The following is a 15,266-nucleotide window of genomic DNA, read 5'->3' on the forward strand; positions in this document are numbered from 1 at the left end:
CGGCGGGGGCGTCAGTCGCGCCCTCGCAGTGTTGCCGCCGCCAGGGCCAGCGCTCCCGCAGCGATCAAGGCCGCGACCCGGAAGGCGAGTCGGTACCCCTCCGCGGTCGCCGGGATCAACTCCGCACCCCTGGCCAGCAGTCCGTCGGTTCGTTCCGCCGCCAGTGTCGACAGCACTGCCAGGCCCAGTGAACCACCCACCACCTGTGTGGTGTTGAAGAGGCCGGAGGCCAGTCCCGCGTCCTCCTCCCGTGCTCCCGACATGGCGAGCCCGGTCAGTGCGGGCATCGCGGCGGCGAAGCCGGCGGCCAGCAGGAGCAGCGCGGGCAGCACGTCCTGGACGTAGGAGCCGTCGGCCGGGGCGCGGCCCAGCAGGGCCATGCCGGCGATGATCAGGACCAGCCCGACCAGCAGTACCCGGTAGGCGCCGAAGCGGCCGATGGTCCGGGCCGACAGGCCCAGCATCAGGACGCCGATCGCGACCGGCGCCGGCAGGAACGCCGTGCCGGTGAGCAACTCGCCGAAGCCCAGCACGCGTTGGGCGTACAACGCGCCGATGAACTGGAAGCCGAACATCGTGCCGATCATCAGGATCTGCACGGCGTTCGCGCCGGTCAGCAGTCGGGAGCGGAACAGTCTCAGGCGGAGCAGCGGGCGGGCCGCCCGGGCCTGGCGGACGGTGAACGCCACGAACAGGGCCAGGGCGAGGGCCGTCAGGAGCAGAGTGGCGGTGAGGGAGCGGTCACCGGTGCCGACGATCACGTACACCGTGAGCATCAGCGCGCCGGTGATCAGCGCGGCCCCCGGATAGTCGGCGCCGCTGCCGAGCCCGGAACCCCGCTCCGGGGCGAGGACGCGGACGGCCGCCAGCCACGCCACGATCCCGATCGGCAGGTTGATCAGGAAGATCCAGTGCCAGTTCAGGGCCTGGGTCAGCGCCCCGCCGAGGAAGGTGCCGAGCGCCCCGCCCCCGGCGCCGACCGCGCTGAACACCGCGATCGCGCGGGCCAGTTCACGCGGCTCGGGGAAGAGGGCGACCAGCATCCCGAGGACCACCGCCGAGGCCATCGCCCCGCCGACGCCCTGCACCGCCCGGGCCGCGATCAGCATCCCCTCACTCGTCGCGACCCCGCACAGCACGGACGCCGCGGTGAACACGGCGAGCCCCGCCGTGAACATCCGTTTGCGGCCCACCAGATCGCCCAACCGGCCGACGAGCAGCAGCAGTCCGCCGAACGGGATCAGATAGGCGTTGACGACCCAGGCGAGCCCCGGCTCCGAGAAACCGAGATCGCTCTGGATCGCCGGCATGGCGACCGTGACGATGTTGCCGTCCAGGATCGTCATCAGCGTCCCCGCGCACAGGACGACGAGGGACGCCCAGCGGGAGTACGTTCGTTCCAGCCCTCGCGGCGGTGACGCGGACAGGGTCGACATGGCTCGTGGCCTCCAAAGTTCTCCGTAGTGCCTATAAGGGCACGACTTGTAACGGAGTACATCGTGAGGAACCATGGAGGCCCTCGTAAGGAGGCACGTGGATGTCCCAAGGGAACACCGGTGTTACCGCCCAGGTCGTGAACGCACACGCCTGTCCGGTCCGCGAAGTTCTTGACAGGGTCTCCGGCAAATGGAGCGTGCAGATCCTGGTCGCGGCGGCCCACGGCCCCATCCGCTTCACCGAGTTGGAGCGGAGCATCGAAGGCATCAGCCGCCGCATGCTGACCCTCACCCTGCGCAACCTGGAGCGCGACGGACTCGTCACCCGCACCGTGCACCCCACGGTGCCACCGAAGGTCGAGTACGAACTCACCCCGGTGGCGCAGGAGTTGCACGAGACCCTGCTACGGCTGACGGACTGGGCCGAGCGCAATCGCGTCTACATCGCGGAGTCCCGCGCGGCCTACGACACCGAGCGCGAGCCGGCGTAGCCGCCGCTCACAACCCGAACAGACCCGGATTCGTCGTCAACTTCTTGAAGAAATCCTGTGGTTGGGCGACCAGCCTGCGTTCCTTGAGGTCCAGCAGCCCGCCGACCGACGCGGCCTCGGCGGAGACCGTGCCGTCCGCCTTGGTGATCGTCTGCAGGACCCGGAACGTCTTGCCCTCGCCCCACTCGAAGACGCAACTCACCTCGACGTCCTCGCCCGCGCGCAGCTCGCGGAGATAGCGGACGGTCGTCTCCAGGACGACCGGCGCGACCTCTTGGGCGAGCAACTCGGCCTGGCCCACCCCCGCCGCCTGCAACAACGCCCAGCGGGCGTGCTCCGCGTACTGGAGATACACGCTCTGATTGAGGTGTCCCAGGCTGTCGGTCTCGTACCCGCGGACGGTCACCGGGACGGAAAACGGCTCGCTCACTGCGTTCCCTTCTCGCACTGATGGACGATCTGCCCTCCCGATCTTGGCATGTCCCTCAGGTCCTTCGCGGTGAGGCCAGCAGATAACTCGCCCCCGTTCGCGGCTCGTTGTGCTCGCTCACCTGCCAGCCCGCCCGCTCCAGCGTCCCCGCACAGGCGCGCAGCGCCGCCCCGTCCGGGTCGCGTACGGCGACCGCCTCCGGCTGCGGGGTCGTCCGCACCCGGTAGCCCTCGGCGTCCGGCCCGGCGGGCCGGTGCCCGGCGGCCTCCAGGGCGAGCGCGGCGGCCCGCACCAGATGCGTGCGCTCCCAGCCGCACGGCCGCTCCACGGAGCCGTCCGGGTTCGTCATGCGGCGCAGCTCCAGCAACCCCTGCCAGGCGCTGTGCACTTCACGGGTGCGGGCCGGACCGGTGACGACCGCCGTCTCCTCGCCGCCGATGCGCGCGGCGAACACCCCGGCGGTCGTGGGCACTTCCACGACGGGCTCGGGAACTTCCGGTGGAGACTCCCGTGTGCGATGGCCCGCCGGGGTCAGGAAGTGGTCGTGCGGCGGGCGCGGGTGCCGGAACGCGAGCCCTCGCTTCACCAGCGCGGCGAGCTGCGTCTCCGTACCCCGCAGCCGGCCGGTGACGGGGTCGGCGGCGTCGATGACACGCCGTTGCGCGGCGGTCGGCGGTCGTGTCACGGCGTGCTCCTCCCCATGGATCGCTGCGTACGAGGGCCGGGATCAATGCGTCCGGGCGACTCGTTCGAAGGCTACGACGGGGGTCTGACATTCCACGCCGAGATCACCGGCCGCCCGTGTTCCGTGCTCAGCCGGCACAGCGTCCCGGTCGCGAGCTGGAACAGCGCCCCGTCCGACGGCGGCAGTCCGAGCCGCCGCGCCGTGAGGACCCGTAGGAAATGTCCGTGTGCCACCAGGACGACCACGCCCTCGGTGTTCGCGAGCGCCGCGTCGACCTCGGCCAGCACGCGGTCGGCGCGCCGGCCCACCTGGTCCGGGCTCTCCCCGGGATGGTCCGGCGGCCCGGGCGCCACCCCGTCGGTGAACAGGAACCAGTCCGGCCGGGTGCGCTGGATCTCGACGGTCGTGATCCCCTCGTAGCCGCCGTAGTCCCACTCCCGCAGATCCACGTCGACACGTACGTCCGTCAGGCCGATCAGCTCGGCGGTCTCCCGCGCCCGCTGCAAGGGGCTGACGAACGCGGCGCCGACCCGGTGCGAGCGGATCAGCGGGACAAGGCCGCGTGCCTCCTCCCGCCCCTTGGCGGTCAGCGGGACATCGGTCCAGCCGGTGTGCCGCCCCGACCGGGACCATTCGGTCTCTCCGTGCCGTACGAGGAAAAGATCACCCATACCTCACAGGCTATGGGCCCACTGCTCCAACGTCGCGAAATCGGTCTCGCGCAGTCCCTTGCGCGGGTTCACCTGGAGCAGCAGCGCCGGCCCGTCGTGGTGTACCTCCACATGCCTCACGTCCCGGTCGGTGATCATGTCGTCGGCCCAGACGAAGGGCCGCCCCGCCGCCCAGGCCACGATCTGGCGGGTCTTCCAGTAGAGGCCGTCCGGGTCCCTGGTGAACAGTTGGGTGAACTCGATCACCGGCAGGTCGCCGGGGAGCCCGACCGCCGGCGCGATCAGCTCGTTGGCCTGGTGCATCCAGGTGGTGGCCCAGGCGGGCTCGTACGGCAGCGCCAGTATTCGCTCGCCGTGCCCCGGGTGGAGCCGCACCCGCAGCCCCCGCCGCAGTCGCCGGGTGCCCGGCTTCTGCCGGGCCGACCAGTTCGCCGGCCAGAGCCGGTGGGTGACATAGCCGCGATGGCGCAGGAACCGGGCGCCGTACGGGTTCAGGGGGCCGTCGACGTCGAGGAGCAGTAAAGGGAGGTCCGTCATGCGGAGGAGCTACCCAGGGCGGGGCGAAGGTATCTGTTACTGGCGATACCCGCCGAGGAACCGCCCGATCCGCCCGATCGCGGCCTCCAGGTCGTCCGCGTACGGCAGCGTGAGGATGCGGAAGTGGTCCGGGGTGGGCCAGTTGAAGCCGGTGCCCTGGACCACCTGGATCTTCTCCCGGAGCAGCAGGTCCAGGACGAACTTCTCGTCGTCGTGGATCTTGTGCACCTTGGGGTCGAGCCGCGGGAACGCGTACAGGGCGCCCTTCGGCTTCACGCAGGACACCCCGGGGATCTCGTTCAGTTTCTCCCACACCACGTTGCGCTGTTCGTGCAGTCGCCCGCCGGGGACGGTCAGATCGCGGATGGACTGACGGCCGCCGAGCGCGGCCTGGATGGCGTACTGCGCGGGCGCGTTGGGGCACAGCCGCATGGAGGCCAGCATCGTCAGGCCCTCCAGGTAGTTCTTGGCGTGCTGCTTCGGGCCCGTGACCACCAGCCAGCCCGAGCGGAAGCCGGCCACCCGGTACGTCTTCGACAGGCCGCAGAAGGTGAGGACGACCAGGTCGGGGGCGAGGGCCGCGGCCGAGTGGTGCACGGCGTCGTCGTAGAGGATCTGGTCGTAGATCTCGTCGGCGAAGACCATCAGGCCGTGTCGGCGGGCGAGGTCGAGGATGCCCTCGACGATCTCCTTGGGGTAGACGGCGCCGGTGGGGTTGTTCGGGTTGATGATGACGACGGCCTTGGTGCGGTCGGTGATCTTCGCCGCCATGTCGTCCAAGTCGGGGTACCAGTCGGCCTGTTCGTCGCAGAGGTAATGGACCGCCTTGCCGCCGGAGAGGGTCGTCACCGCCGTCCAGAGCGGGAAGTCCGGGGCGGGGATGAGGATTTCGTCGCCGTCCTCCAGCAGTGCCTGTACGGCCATGGAGACCAGCTCGGAGACGCCGTTGCCCAGGAACACGTCGTCCACGTCGACTTCGAGACCCAGGGTCTGGTAGCGCTGGGCGACCGCGCGACGGGCCGAGAGGATGCCGCGCGAGTCCGTGTAGCCGTGAGCCTGGGGGAGCATCCGGATCATGTCCTGGATGATCTCCTCGGGCGCCTCGAAGCCGAAGAGCGCGGGGTTGCCGGTGTTCAGGCGCAGGACGCTGTGGCCCGCCTCCTCCAGTGCGTTGGCGTGCTCGATCACCGGACCGCGGATCTCGTAACAGACCTCGCTGAGCTTGCTCGACTGCCGGAACTCCATTGCGCCCTCGCCCCATCGGGTTCGTGTGTTGCTTGGTTTTACCAAGTGTGAGCTTGGAAAGTCCAACAACATGTCTAGACTGCGTCGCATGTCACCTCGCCGAAGCTACGACCAGTACTGTTCCGCGGCCCGGGCGCTCGACCTCGTCGGCGACCGCTGGACCCTGCTGATCGTCCGCGAACTCCTCGCCGGCCCGCGCCGCTACACGGACCTGCACGCCGATCTGCCGGGTGTCAGCACGGACGTACTCGCCTCACGGCTGAAGGACATGGAGCGGGACGGGCTGACGACGCGGCGGCGGCTGCCGCCGCCCGGTGCCGCCTACGTCTACGAACTCACCGGCCGGGGGCGGGAGTTGCTGCCCGTGCTGCAAGCCCTCGGTGCCTGGGGTGCGCCCGAGTTGGGCGAGCGACGGCCCACGGACGCGGTGCGCGCGCACTGGTTCGCGCTGCCGCTGCTGCGGGCGCTGGAGGGCGAGGGACTCGTCGAAGTCCAACTGGAGGAGGGGGAGTTCCATGTGTTCGTGGGGGAGGACGAGGGCGGCCCGGTCTACGGCGAGGGGCTCGCGCCTCGGGAGCCGGACGCCCGGCTGGTGCTCGGCGTCGAGACCTGTACGGCCGTCGCCCAGGGGGAGTTGAGCCTTCCCGACGCGGTGCGCGCCGGACGCGTGGAGGTCAGCGGCGAGGGCACGCTGGCGAAGGCGCTGCGGGAGGCCTGACAAGGGGCCGTATATGACAGAAGGCCCGCCAGGGGCGGGCCTTCTGACGAGACGTCACATACCGGGCGGCGGTGTCGCGCGCCGGGGCCGGCCCGCCCCCCGCGTCAGCGCGTAGCCGCCGATCCCCGCGAGCGCGGCCAGCACGCCGCCCACGCCGGTCCACGCCCAGCGGTCGGACCACCAGCCCGACGACCAGCCGCCGTCGGGCTCGATGCTGGACAGCGCCGCCGACGTGGACGACGAACTGTCCTCGTCCGAGGTCGACTTGGCCGCGATCCCCGGCGTCAGCGGCTGCGCCAGCGAGCCGTCCACCGCCGCCGAACCGCCGATGTCCTTGGAGTCCACCCGCAGTTCGGCGCTCACCGGCTGGCCCAGGTCCGAGGACTGGAGGTCCACGACCGTCAGCCGGACGTAATAGGTGCCGGGCAACGGGTCGTTGGCCCACTGCTCCGACCAGGCGCGGACCGTACGCAGCGTGCACGCCAGGTCCAGGGAGGCGGTTCCCTGCGCGGCGGTGCGCGTCGCGGCCCCGTACTGGCAGGCCTGGCGGCGCCGGAGTCCGTCGTAGACGTCGAGCTGCCAGGTCTGGCCCGCGTGCGTGTCCGGGAGCTTCACCGTCGCCTTGACGGTGGGGCGTTGACCGGCGTCCGCGGCGAACGACCAGTACAGGTAGTCACCCGTGGAGCCGCTCGCGGTGGCCTGCTGGCCCTGGTCGAGTTCCGTGGCCGTACGGAAGGAGGTGCCGGCCTGGGTGGGGGCCGAGCCGTCGTCGGAGGAGGAGGCGCTCGCGGACGGCGAGGAGTCCGCCGCCGCGGGGCCCGCGGCCAGTCCGGTCATGAGCAGTGCGACGCTCAACGCACGTGTGATCCGCATCAGTTGGTCCTCCAGACCGCGACACGCCAGCGGGACACCCAGCCCCAGAGCAGACCCGCCACGAAGCCGGTCAGCACGAGTGCGCCGAGCAGCCACCAGCCGCGGCCGAGGCCGAAGGAGGCCACGTCGCTCGCCTTGCTGGGTCCGTCCACGACGTCCACGGTCAGTTCGAGGGGCAGACCGGGCGTGGTCTTCACCCCGGAGGCCGCCGAGAAGGAGTTGGTGACCTGGAGACACACGGTCTCGGCCGGCGCCTCGTCGTCGTCGCTCTCGGCCTTCGGGTAGCGCAGCCCGGTGGAGATGACGTCCGTACGGCCGTTGCCCGTGCCCTCGCCGCGCACGATCTCGCGGCCGTGCACGGTGACCGCCCGCAGCAACACCCCGTAGTCCGGGTTCACTTCACGGTCCGCGCCGACGCTCACCGAAGCACGCAGCTCCTGGCCGGGGTCGACGTCCACGCGGTAGAAGCGCTGCTTGCCGAACTCCTCGCGGTCCGTGTACAGACCGGACTTGAGGGTCGGGGCGCTGGAGCACTGGGCGGTGCCCTCGGTGGCGACCGGTGTCACCACTGGATCGGCGGCCCGGTCGACCAACTGGCCGACCCGGTCGGAGAGTTCCTCCTTGTGCTGCACGGAGGTGTAGGTGCCGCCGGTCGCGTCCGCGATGCAACTGAGCTGGTCGCGGGTCTTGGCGTCCGGCACCAGACCCAGCGTGTCGATGGTCAGGCCGATGCCCTTGGCCGCGATCTCGCGCGCCACCTCGCACGGGTCCAGCGGCTGGCAGGTGTCCTCGCCGTCACTGATCAGGACGATACGGCGGGTGCCGTCACCGCCGTTCAGGTCGTTCGCCGCCTTCAGCAGCGCGGGCCCGATCGGCGTCCAGCCGGTGGGCTGGAGCGTCGCCACCGCGGTCTTGGCCTCGGTGCGGTTCAGGGTGCCCACCGGGTAGAGCTGCGCGGTGTCCTTGCAGCCCGTCTTGCGGTCGTTGCCGTGGTAGTCGGCGCCCAACGTGCGGATGCCGAGCTGCACTTCCTCGGGTGTCGCGTCGAGCACCTCGTTGAACGCCTGCTTCGCCGCTGCCATCCGCGAGCCGCCGTCCATGTCCTTGGCGCTCATGGATCCGCTGACGTCCAGCACGAGTTCGACCTTGGGGGAGGCCGTGGAGTCCGTCTCGTCGGCGACCGCTCCGGCAGGGAAGGCGACCCCGGCCGTGAGGGTGGCGAGCAGGGCACAGATTCCCGCCGCCAGCCGTTGTCTTGTGATCATCGCCGGATCCTATTGATCAGATGGACCGGGCTCCAAAACGAGCGGGTTGGGCAGCGCGGTCCACTGGTCCCCGGGCAGCTCCGGCGACAGCCGCATCAACGTCAACGCCTTGGCCGGCAACGGCCGTTCGAGCAGCGTGCGCAGGTCCGGCGTGCGCGGCAGATCCGGTACGACGGCCGCCAGCGCCGCCCTGAGCGCCGTACCGGAACCCGCCGTACCCGCGAGCGCGCCCGCGACGAGCGAGCCGAACAGCTTGCGCCGCAGGGTGACTTCGTCGTCGGTGACGATGCGTCCGGTCAGCTCCGGTACCGGAATCCCCTGCTCGGCAAGGCGCTTGGGGCTGACGCGGATGTCGGCGAGATCGCGGTACACCAGGCGTACGGGGGCACCCGTCCGGTCGAGCACCACCAGCAGGTTCTGACCGTGTGCCTCAAGGGCCACACCGGACTCCAGCAGCCGCAGACCGACGACGAGGGCGAGACGTGTGAACTCGGCCAGCCAGCCCGGCGATCGGGGCAGGCCGGTCACCGCGAGGGCGGCCACCGGCAGGACCCGTTCGCCCGCGTCCGTGTCCGCGTACGTCTGCGGCGACTCGCGCAGCACGGCGGCGAGATCGGGGGAGTCGGCCGTGACCGCGCCCAGCGTGCGGGTGACGTGCAACAGGCCGTCCGAGCGGGCCGCCAGGGTCTCCCCGAACGCCGACAGCGTCGCCGACAACCCGATCGAGTAGACCGAGATGTCCCGCACCGAGGACGTGAGCCGGGCGCTCAGCGCGGTCTTGACATGCGGCCCGTCCGCCAGCGCGAGGGTCCGCAGGGACATCAGCGGATGCGCGTCGAGCGGACCCTCCCCGGTCCGCTTCAGCACATGCGCCGCCTGCCACGGGTGCACCGGGATCAACAGCCGCCCCGCGTCCCGCAGTCCGTCCGGCCACTCACCGGTCAGCAGACACTCGTCCGCCCCGACCGGCACCGACCCCAGCGCCACCACGGGCCGGTGCTCGGGCCCGTACGCGAGCTGCTCGGCCACCGAGAACCCGGGTCGGGACCGGCAGTTGGGGTGGAAGGGATGCCCGTCGACGATCCGCTGCTCCCACTCCCAGTCGTGCGCCGGCCAATCAGCCGAACGGGCAGGCTGGTTGGCCCGCGACAGCGCCAACGAGGCCACGCTGTGCCCGAGTTCGGCCGCGAAGGCGGACCCGTGCGGCACGGCGAGGTCGGTCATCAGGCGCGCCGGATCGTCGTAGGCCACGCCGTCGAGGTGGACGACGGTGACGTAGGCGTCCGTCGCGTACGGATCGGCGGGCGGGCCGTGCAGCGTCCGGCCGCGTGAGAGCCGTAGGAACAGGCCCGGGGTCCGGCCGGTGATCCACGGCAGCGGCTCGTGGGCGAGCGCCCGCCAGAGCCGGGTGAGCACCGCCGCACGGGCGCCGGGCAGTTCGGCCGCGTACCGTTGCACGAGGTCAGGGCGTACGGCGGCGAGTTCCTCGGCGACCTCGGCTTCGGGAAGCGGGGGACGGTCCACGGTCGACTCCTCGGGTGCGGACGGGGCGTCATGGTCGGTGACGACGAGAGACATACTGATCGCGATCGCATGACACGGATTTAGGGAACGAATGGATCGCGTCGACTTCACACCTCCGGGCGACGACGTGGCGGAGCGCGCCGACGCGTACGCGGCCGCGCCCCTGCTCAACTGTCTGCTGCGGGAGGTGGCCCGGCCGCTCCCGGACCCGGGGGAGCGACATGTGTTCCGGCTGCCGGGGAGCGGCCGGCTGCTGCGGGTGCGCGGCGAGCGGCGGCCCGCCGAGCCCGAGGTGTGCACGGACGGCGACTGGCGGCCCGTCGGCCACGCCGAACTCGTGAAACTCGTCGCCGAGGAACTGACCCGGCACACCGGGGTGTCCAACCACGAGCTGCCCGCCGAGATGACCGACAGCCGTGACGCGGTCGCCGCGCTGCTCACCGCGCGCGAGGGGGCGACGGCGCCGGACGACCCGTATCTCCGCTCCGAACAGTCCTTGATCACCGGCCATCCCTACCATCCCGCGCCCAAGGCACGCGGCGGCGGCCCCGTCGCGGGCTGGCTGCCCTATGCCCCGGAGGCGTACGCCCGGTTCCCGCTGGTGCTGCTCGGGCTGCGCGAGGACGCGGTCGTGGAGGAGGGCGACGTCTCGGCCCTGGACGCGCTCGGCGAGGCCCCGCCCGGCTACCGGCTGCTGCCCGCCCACCCGTGGCAGCTCGACCTCGTCGGCACCGCCCTCGCGGAGGCGTTCGCGGACGGCCGGCTGATCCGGCTCGGCACGACCGCGGCTCCGGTGTGGCCGACGGCCGCGATCCGCACCGTGTACCTCCCCGAACAGGCCGCCGGGGACGACCTGTTCCTCAAGTTCAGCCTGGACGTGCGCATCACCAACGACATACGCCGACTGTGGCGCCACGACCTGGTGAAACTCCGGCGCACCGACACGGCCGTCCGGGACGCCTTCGCCGCGACGGGCGGCCCGGCGGCCTGGCTGGGCGACCGCGGCTACCGCACCGCGGACTTCGCCTTCGAGGAACTCGCCGCCATGGTCCGCGACGGCCTGCACGACCACCTCCTGCCCGGCACCACCCCGCTGCTCGCGGCGGGGTTGGTGGAGGGCTTCGAGGGCGATCCGCTCTCCGCCGCGGCCGACCCGGGGGCCTGGTGGGAGGCGTATCTGCGCCAGGTCGTACCGCCCGCGCTCGCCGCGTTCGCGGACCACGGCGTCGTCCTCGAAGCGCATCTGCAGAACACGCTGGTCGCCGTCGACGCGGACGGAACTCCCGTGCAGGCGCTGTACCGGGACGCGGAGGGCGTGAAGCTGCTGGCGGACGTGGACCGGGCCGCCGGGTGGGAGCGGTTGGTGTACTGCCTGGTCGTCAACCACCTCGTCGAGATCGCCGGAGTCCTCGCCGAGCGTCACCCGGCCCTGGACCCCTGGCCCGCCGTCCGCGCCGAACTGGCCCGCCGCTCCGACCTTCCCGAGACCGCCGCACTCCTCGCCTCGCCCACCCTGCCCGGCAAGACGAACCTGCTGCTGCGCTGGACCGGGGCGGACGGCGCGGACGCCCGCTATCTGCCCCTTCCGAACCCACTGGCGGGATGAGGTCGCGGGCCGGAGGGGAACCGTTCCGAACCCCCTGACGTCATGAGCGGAACATCTAGACTGGTGGCCGGGATCGGGGCGCCTCGCGGCTGATTTCAGCCGCTCGACGGGGACGGGGGGCGGGGCGATGAGTGGGGCGACGAGTTCCAACAGCCCTTGCGCAGGGGCGAGATGGGGGAGTCATGAAACCGCTCCGAGCAGATGATCCCACCGCTGTCGGGGACGGCCGGTACCGCTTGGTCGGCCGGCTCGGCCAGGGCGGGATGGGCGTCGTCTACTTCGGCCGGTCGCGGTCGGGCCGGGCGGTGGCCGTCAAGGTCGTACGGCCCGAACTGAGCACGGAACCGGGATTCCGGCGCAGGTTCGCCGACGAAGTGGCCGCGGCCCGCCGCGTCGGCGGCTTCCACACCGCGCCGGTCGTGGACGCGGACCCGCAGGGCGACCCGGCCTGGCTGGTGACGGCGTACGTACCCGGACCCACGCTTCAGGTCCTGCTCGACCGGGTGGGTCCCCTGCCCGCGGACACGCTCACCGTGCTGGCCGCCGGCCTCGCGGAGGCGCTGGCGGCGATCCACCAGGCCGGGGTCATCCACCGCGACCTGAAGCCCGCCAACATCATCATCGCGGAGGACGGCCCCCGGGTCATCGACTTCGGCATCGCGCGGGCCCTCGACGGTACGGCCCTCACCCAGACCGGCTTCCAGATCGGCACCCTCGGATTTCTCGCGCCGGAGCAGCTCACCGGGGGCACGCTCACTCCCGCGGTGGACATGTTCGCCCTGGGCGTCGTGCTCGGGCAGGCGGCGGGCCGCGCTCCCTTCGGCGACGGGGCGGCTGCCGCGTGGCCCTACCGGGTCGTCCACGAACAGCCCGATCTCACGGGCGTTCCCGGCCAGTTGCGCGCACTGGTCGCGGCCTGCCTGGCGAAGGACCCACGGGACCGGCCCGGCCCCACGGAGTTCCTCGACGGACTCACGGTCCAGCACGCGTCGGACGTGTGGCTGCCGGCGGAGGCGACGGCGATCGTACGGAGCCAGGATCCGGCGGCGTACTTCGCGGCGGCCGATCGCCCGTCGGCCGCGCCCGCGGATCCCCGTACGGGGCTCTCCGGCCCGCCGGGGACGGGGGAGCGGCGGCCGGTCGTGGGTGTCGATCCGGGGCCGACGGTGTCCGACGAGCCGGTGGCCGGGGAGCGGTCGGCCGTGGCTGCCGAACCGTGGCCCGGTGAGGCGTGGCCCGGTGAGCCGGTGTCCGACGAGCGGCCCGTCACGGCTGCCGACCCGTGGCCCATGGCGTCCGGCGCGCGGGCGGCCGACGAGCGGCAGCAGGCCGTGGCGCCCCATCCCCTGACCGTCCGGTCGGCGCCGGGCCCCGGCTTCGGGCCCGCACCGGAGTTCGGGCCCGTGCCGGACGTCGTGCCCGCCCCCGTGGCGCCGCCCAGTGGTTCCGGGCCGGTGGGCGGTACCGGGGAGAGACGGAGTCGCCGTGGGCCGGTCGCCGTGGCGGTGCTGCTGGTCGCGGCGGTCACCGCGGGGCTGTTCGTGTGGCATCCCTGGTCCGGTTCCGCCCAGGACGACGCCGGCGCCGGGGGAACCTCGCCGTCTGCCTCGCGGTCGACGCCCGCCGCGTTTCCCGACGCCCCGCTGCTGGTCCGGATGGACACGGATCCCGGATCGTCCACGTGCCACAGCGTGATCGGCCGCCGTGACTCCACGAAGGACGACCCGAAGCAACTGATCGACGGGACGTGCGACGCGCTGCCGCAGTGGGCCCCCGACCACAAGTCGTTCGCGTTCACCCGCAAGACGGGGCAGGAGTCGGCCGTGTGGACGGCGAACGCGGACGGCGGCGACGTCCGCCGGGTCGCCGCGATCTCCGGCGGCCGGGTGTCCTGGTCCCCGGACGGCAAGCGGCTGGCGGTGCTGCGCAGGCAGGACGGTGTGCAGCAACTGTTCGTCGTGACCGTCGCGGACGGTTCCGCGCGCCAACTGACCACCGGTACCGGGAAGGTGGACGACCCCGCCTGGTCCCCCGACGGCAAGCACATCGCCGTCTGCCTGCAGAAGACGTCGGGCTGGCAGATCCATGTCGTCGACCCGTCGCAGCCGGGCGCCGAACCCCGGCAGGTCACCCATCAGTCCCGGCGGGCGCTCGACCCCGTCTGGTCCCCGGACAGCCGGTACTTCGCCTACACCGCCGGGGCGCCCGGCGTGGGGACCGGGGGAGACATCCACATCGTCAAGGCGGACGGCACCGGCGACCGGGTGCTGGTGCGGACCGACGCCCAGGAGATGGACCCGGTCTGGTCGCCGAGCGGCACGTGGGTGGCCTTCGTCCGGGGTCCCTTCGACCGACCGGAGATCTGGGCGGTCCGCGCGGACGGCACGGGCGAACGCAGGCTCACCACGGGCAGCACGCCTGAGGGGCACCCCTCCTGGCAGTGAGCCGGCACTGTGCACCGCCTCGCCCGTGATCACCCCCGGTTACTATGCCCCCTTGAGGCCGGAGAGGGAGGTGACCCGAGGGACATGCTGAGAGAGGTCACGGCAACCCGCTACATCGAACCCCTGCGCTCCGGCGGCTCCGTCCCCGGACTCGTCGAGGCCGACGACCTCGGCACCTACGTCGTCAAGTTCACCGGCTCCGCGCAGGGTCGCAAGGCGCTGGTCGCCGAAGTGATCGTCGGGGAGTTGGCCCGCGCCCTGGGACTGCGCTTCCCCGAACTGGTGCTGGTGCACTTCGATCCGGCGATCGCCGACGCGGAGCCCCACCAGGAGGTGCGGGACCTGCACCGCGCGAGCGCCGGCCTGAACCTCGGCATGGACTTTCTGCCGGGTGCGCGGGACTTCACCCCGGAGGTCGCCGCGCGCTGCACCGTCGACCCGCTGGAGGCCGGGAAGATCGTCTGGCTCGACGCGCTGACCGTCAACGTCGACCGCACGGTGCACAGTTCGAACCTGATGATCTGGCCGACGCTCGGCGTCGCACCCCCGCGCCTGTGGCTCATCGACCACGGCGCCGCCCTCGTCTTCCACCACCGCTGGGACGGCGCCGACCCCACGAAGGCCTACGACTTCCGCCATCACGCCCTCGGCCACTACGCGCCCGACACCCGCGCCGCCGACGCCGAGTTGGCCGCCGAGGTGACCGAGGAACTGCTGCGCCGCATCGCGGCCGAGGTGCCGGACGCCTGGCTGGCCGGCGAACCGGGCTTCGCGACACCCGACGCCGTACGGGAGGCGTACGTCGCCTACCTCCACGCGCGCGTGGCGGCCTCCGCGGCCTGGCTCCCCACCGACTTCCCCAGCGGGGAGGAACGCGCCGCCGAGGAGGCCCGCCGGGCGGCGAAGACACAGCAGGGCCGCCCGAGTTGGCTCAAGCGGGTCCCCGACCTGCACGGCAAACCGACGGCGGAACAGGATTGGTCGGTACACCTGGGATGAACGGGAAGACGACTGGGATGACGGGGAAGACGACGGGAAGACGACGGGGATGACCCAAAGAGTTCAGATCGAGTACTGCACCCAGTGCCGTTGGCTGCCCCGCGCGGCCTGGCTGGCGCAGGAGCTGTTGACCACCTTCGAGACCGAGCTGACGGAGCTGTCCCTGAAGCCCGGCACCGGCGGTGTCTTCGTCGTCCGCGTCAACGACGAGGTCGTCTGGGACCGCCGCGAACAGGGCTTCCCGGAACCCACGGCCGTGAAGAAGCTCGTACGCGACCGAGTGGCCCCGGAAAAATCCCTGGGCCACTCGGACAAGTGAGCTGTTTCTGACGGTGGTTGAGA

15 protein-coding genes are annotated in these 15,266 nt (G+C 71.8%); 6 read left to right on the top strand and 9 right to left on the bottom strand.

Annotated elements, in window-relative coordinates; genetic code table 11:
* Positions 1–11: 11 nt before the first annotated feature.
* Entirely contained in the window at positions 12–1,436 is a 1,425-nt protein-coding gene (locus tag OG223_RS41695) for an MFS transporter (RefSeq protein ID WP_329260632.1), read from the bottom strand.
* A gap of 101 nt (positions 1,437–1,537) precedes the next feature.
* Between OG223_RS41695 and OG223_RS41700 the strand changes: the two genes are divergently transcribed.
* On the top strand, positions 1,538–1,927 hold the full coding sequence (locus OG223_RS41700; RefSeq protein WP_329260634.1) for a winged helix-turn-helix transcriptional regulator: 390 nt from the start codon (positions 1,538–1,540) through the stop codon (positions 1,925–1,927).
* 7 nt (positions 1,928–1,934) lie between these two features.
* Here the strand turns inward: OG223_RS41700 and OG223_RS41705 are convergent, their stop codons facing one another.
* From OG223_RS41705 to OG223_RS41725, 5 genes are all read right to left on the bottom strand, one after another.
* Entirely contained in the window at positions 1,935–2,357 is a 423-nt protein-coding gene (locus tag OG223_RS41705) for an acyl-CoA thioesterase (protein ID WP_329260637.1), read from the bottom strand.
* A 55-nt stretch (positions 2,358–2,412) separates the two neighbouring features.
* Positions 2,413–3,042 (bottom strand): hypothetical protein, encoded by a 630-nt coding sequence (locus tag OG223_RS41710; protein ID WP_329260640.1) that lies wholly within the window; start codon positions 3,040–3,042, stop codon positions 2,413–2,415.
* Positions 3,043–3,113: 71 nt separating this feature from the next.
* Positions 3,114–3,713 carry a histidine phosphatase family protein gene (locus OG223_RS41715; RefSeq protein ID WP_329260643.1) on the bottom strand — a complete coding sequence of 200 codons (600 nt, stop codon included), beginning with the start codon at positions 3,711–3,713 and terminating at the stop codon, positions 3,114–3,116.
* A 3-nt stretch (positions 3,714–3,716) separates the two neighbouring features.
* Positions 3,717–4,250 carry an HAD domain-containing protein gene (locus tag OG223_RS41720; protein WP_329260646.1) on the bottom strand — a complete coding sequence of 178 codons (534 nt, stop codon included), beginning with the start codon at positions 4,248–4,250 and terminating at the stop codon, positions 3,717–3,719.
* 36 nt (positions 4,251–4,286) lie between these two features.
* Complete coding sequence (locus tag OG223_RS41725) at positions 4,287–5,495, bottom strand: pyridoxal phosphate-dependent aminotransferase (protein ID WP_317887857.1); 1,209 nt, start codon at positions 5,493–5,495, stop codon at positions 4,287–4,289.
* An 88-nt stretch (positions 5,496–5,583) separates the two neighbouring features.
* Between OG223_RS41725 and OG223_RS41730 the strand changes: the two genes are divergently transcribed.
* On the top strand, positions 5,584–6,213 hold the full coding sequence (locus OG223_RS41730; RefSeq protein ID WP_329260648.1) for a winged helix-turn-helix transcriptional regulator: 630 nt from the start codon (positions 5,584–5,586) through the stop codon (positions 6,211–6,213).
* 54 nt (positions 6,214–6,267) lie between these two features.
* Here OG223_RS41730 and OG223_RS41735 read toward each other — a convergent pair whose 3' ends face one another.
* Genes OG223_RS41735 through OG223_RS41745 form a run of 3 tightly spaced genes read right to left on the bottom strand, consistent with a single transcriptional unit; the run spans position 6,268 to position 9,929 of the window.
* Entirely contained in the window at positions 6,268–7,086 is an 819-nt protein-coding gene (locus OG223_RS41735; protein WP_329260651.1) for a hypothetical protein, read from the bottom strand.
* Entirely contained in the window at positions 7,086–8,351 is a 1,266-nt protein-coding gene (locus OG223_RS41740) for a VWA domain-containing protein (RefSeq protein WP_329260653.1), read from the bottom strand. The genes OG223_RS41735 and OG223_RS41740 overlap by 1 nt, the downstream gene beginning before the upstream one ends.
* Before the next feature lie 9 nt (positions 8,352–8,360).
* Positions 8,361–9,929, bottom strand: a complete 1,569-nt coding sequence (locus tag OG223_RS41745; RefSeq protein WP_329260656.1) for an IucA/IucC family siderophore biosynthesis protein — start codon at positions 9,927–9,929, stop codon at positions 8,361–8,363.
* A gap of 37 nt (positions 9,930–9,966) precedes the next feature.
* Here OG223_RS41745 and OG223_RS41750 point away from each other — a divergent pair, with 37 nt between their 5' ends.
* The 4 genes from OG223_RS41750 to OG223_RS41765 all read left to right on the top strand — a co-directional run bounded on the left by OG223_RS41750 (position 9,967) and on the right by OG223_RS41765 (position 15,243).
* The gene (locus OG223_RS41750) at positions 9,967–11,481 is read left to right on the top strand and encodes an IucA/IucC family protein (protein WP_329260659.1); all 1,515 of its coding nucleotides are present in this window, start codon (positions 9,967–9,969) and stop codon (positions 11,479–11,481) included.
* Positions 11,482–11,663: 182 nt separating this feature from the next.
* Positions 11,664–13,925 carry a protein kinase domain-containing protein gene (locus tag OG223_RS41755; RefSeq protein WP_329260662.1) on the top strand — a complete coding sequence of 754 codons (2,262 nt, stop codon included), beginning with the start codon at positions 11,664–11,666 and terminating at the stop codon, positions 13,923–13,925.
* 84 nt (positions 13,926–14,009) lie between these two features.
* Positions 14,010–14,924, top strand: coding sequence for a HipA family kinase (locus tag OG223_RS41760; RefSeq protein WP_329260665.1), 915 nt, complete (start codon positions 14,010–14,012; stop codon positions 14,922–14,924).
* Positions 14,925–14,973: 49 nt separating this feature from the next.
* A complete protein-coding gene (locus OG223_RS41765; protein ID WP_329260668.1) occupies positions 14,974–15,243 on the top strand; it encodes a SelT/SelW/SelH family protein in 270 nt (89 codons plus the stop codon).
* Positions 15,244–15,266 lie beyond the last annotated feature (23 nt).

The organism is Streptomyces sp. NBC_01478 (genome assembly GCF_036227225.1).
GTDB lineage: Bacteria > Actinomycetota > Actinomycetes > Streptomycetales > Streptomycetaceae > Streptomyces.

Excerpts from the sequence above, each read along its gene's own strand:
- OG223_RS41695 (WP_329260632.1), bottom strand. The coding sequence starts at position 1,436 with ATGTCGACCCTGTCCGCGTCACCGCCGCGAGGGCTGGAACGAACGTAC.
- OG223_RS41700 (WP_329260634.1), top strand. The coding sequence starts at position 1,538 with ATGTCCCAAGGGAACACCGGTGTTACCGCCCAGGTCGTGAACGCACAC.
- OG223_RS41715 (WP_329260643.1), bottom strand. The coding sequence starts at position 3,713 with ATGGGTGATCTTTTCCTCGTACGGCACGGAGAGACCGAATGGTCCCGG.
- OG223_RS41720 (WP_329260646.1), bottom strand. The coding sequence starts at position 4,250 with ATGACGGACCTCCCTTTACTGCTCCTCGACGTCGACGGCCCCCTGAAC.
- OG223_RS41725 (WP_317887857.1), bottom strand. The coding sequence starts at position 5,495 with ATGGAGTTCCGGCAGTCGAGCAAGCTCAGCGAGGTCTGTTACGAGATC.
- OG223_RS41730 (WP_329260648.1), top strand. The coding sequence starts at position 5,584 with ATGTCACCTCGCCGAAGCTACGACCAGTACTGTTCCGCGGCCCGGGCG.
- OG223_RS41735 (WP_329260651.1), bottom strand. The coding sequence starts at position 7,086 with ATGCGGATCACACGTGCGTTGAGCGTCGCACTGCTCATGACCGGACTG.
- OG223_RS41740 (WP_329260653.1), bottom strand. The coding sequence starts at position 8,351 with ATGATCACAAGACAACGGCTGGCGGCGGGAATCTGTGCCCTGCTCGCC.
- OG223_RS41745 (WP_329260656.1), bottom strand. The coding sequence starts at position 9,929 with ATGTCTCTCGTCGTCACCGACCATGACGCCCCGTCCGCACCCGAGGAG.
- OG223_RS41750 (WP_329260659.1), top strand. The coding sequence starts at position 9,967 with ATGGATCGCGTCGACTTCACACCTCCGGGCGACGACGTGGCGGAGCGC.
- OG223_RS41755 (WP_329260662.1), top strand. The coding sequence starts at position 11,664 with ATGAAACCGCTCCGAGCAGATGATCCCACCGCTGTCGGGGACGGCCGG.
- OG223_RS41760 (WP_329260665.1), top strand. The coding sequence starts at position 14,010 with ATGCTGAGAGAGGTCACGGCAACCCGCTACATCGAACCCCTGCGCTCC.
- OG223_RS41765 (WP_329260668.1), top strand. The coding sequence starts at position 14,974 with ATGACCCAAAGAGTTCAGATCGAGTACTGCACCCAGTGCCGTTGGCTG.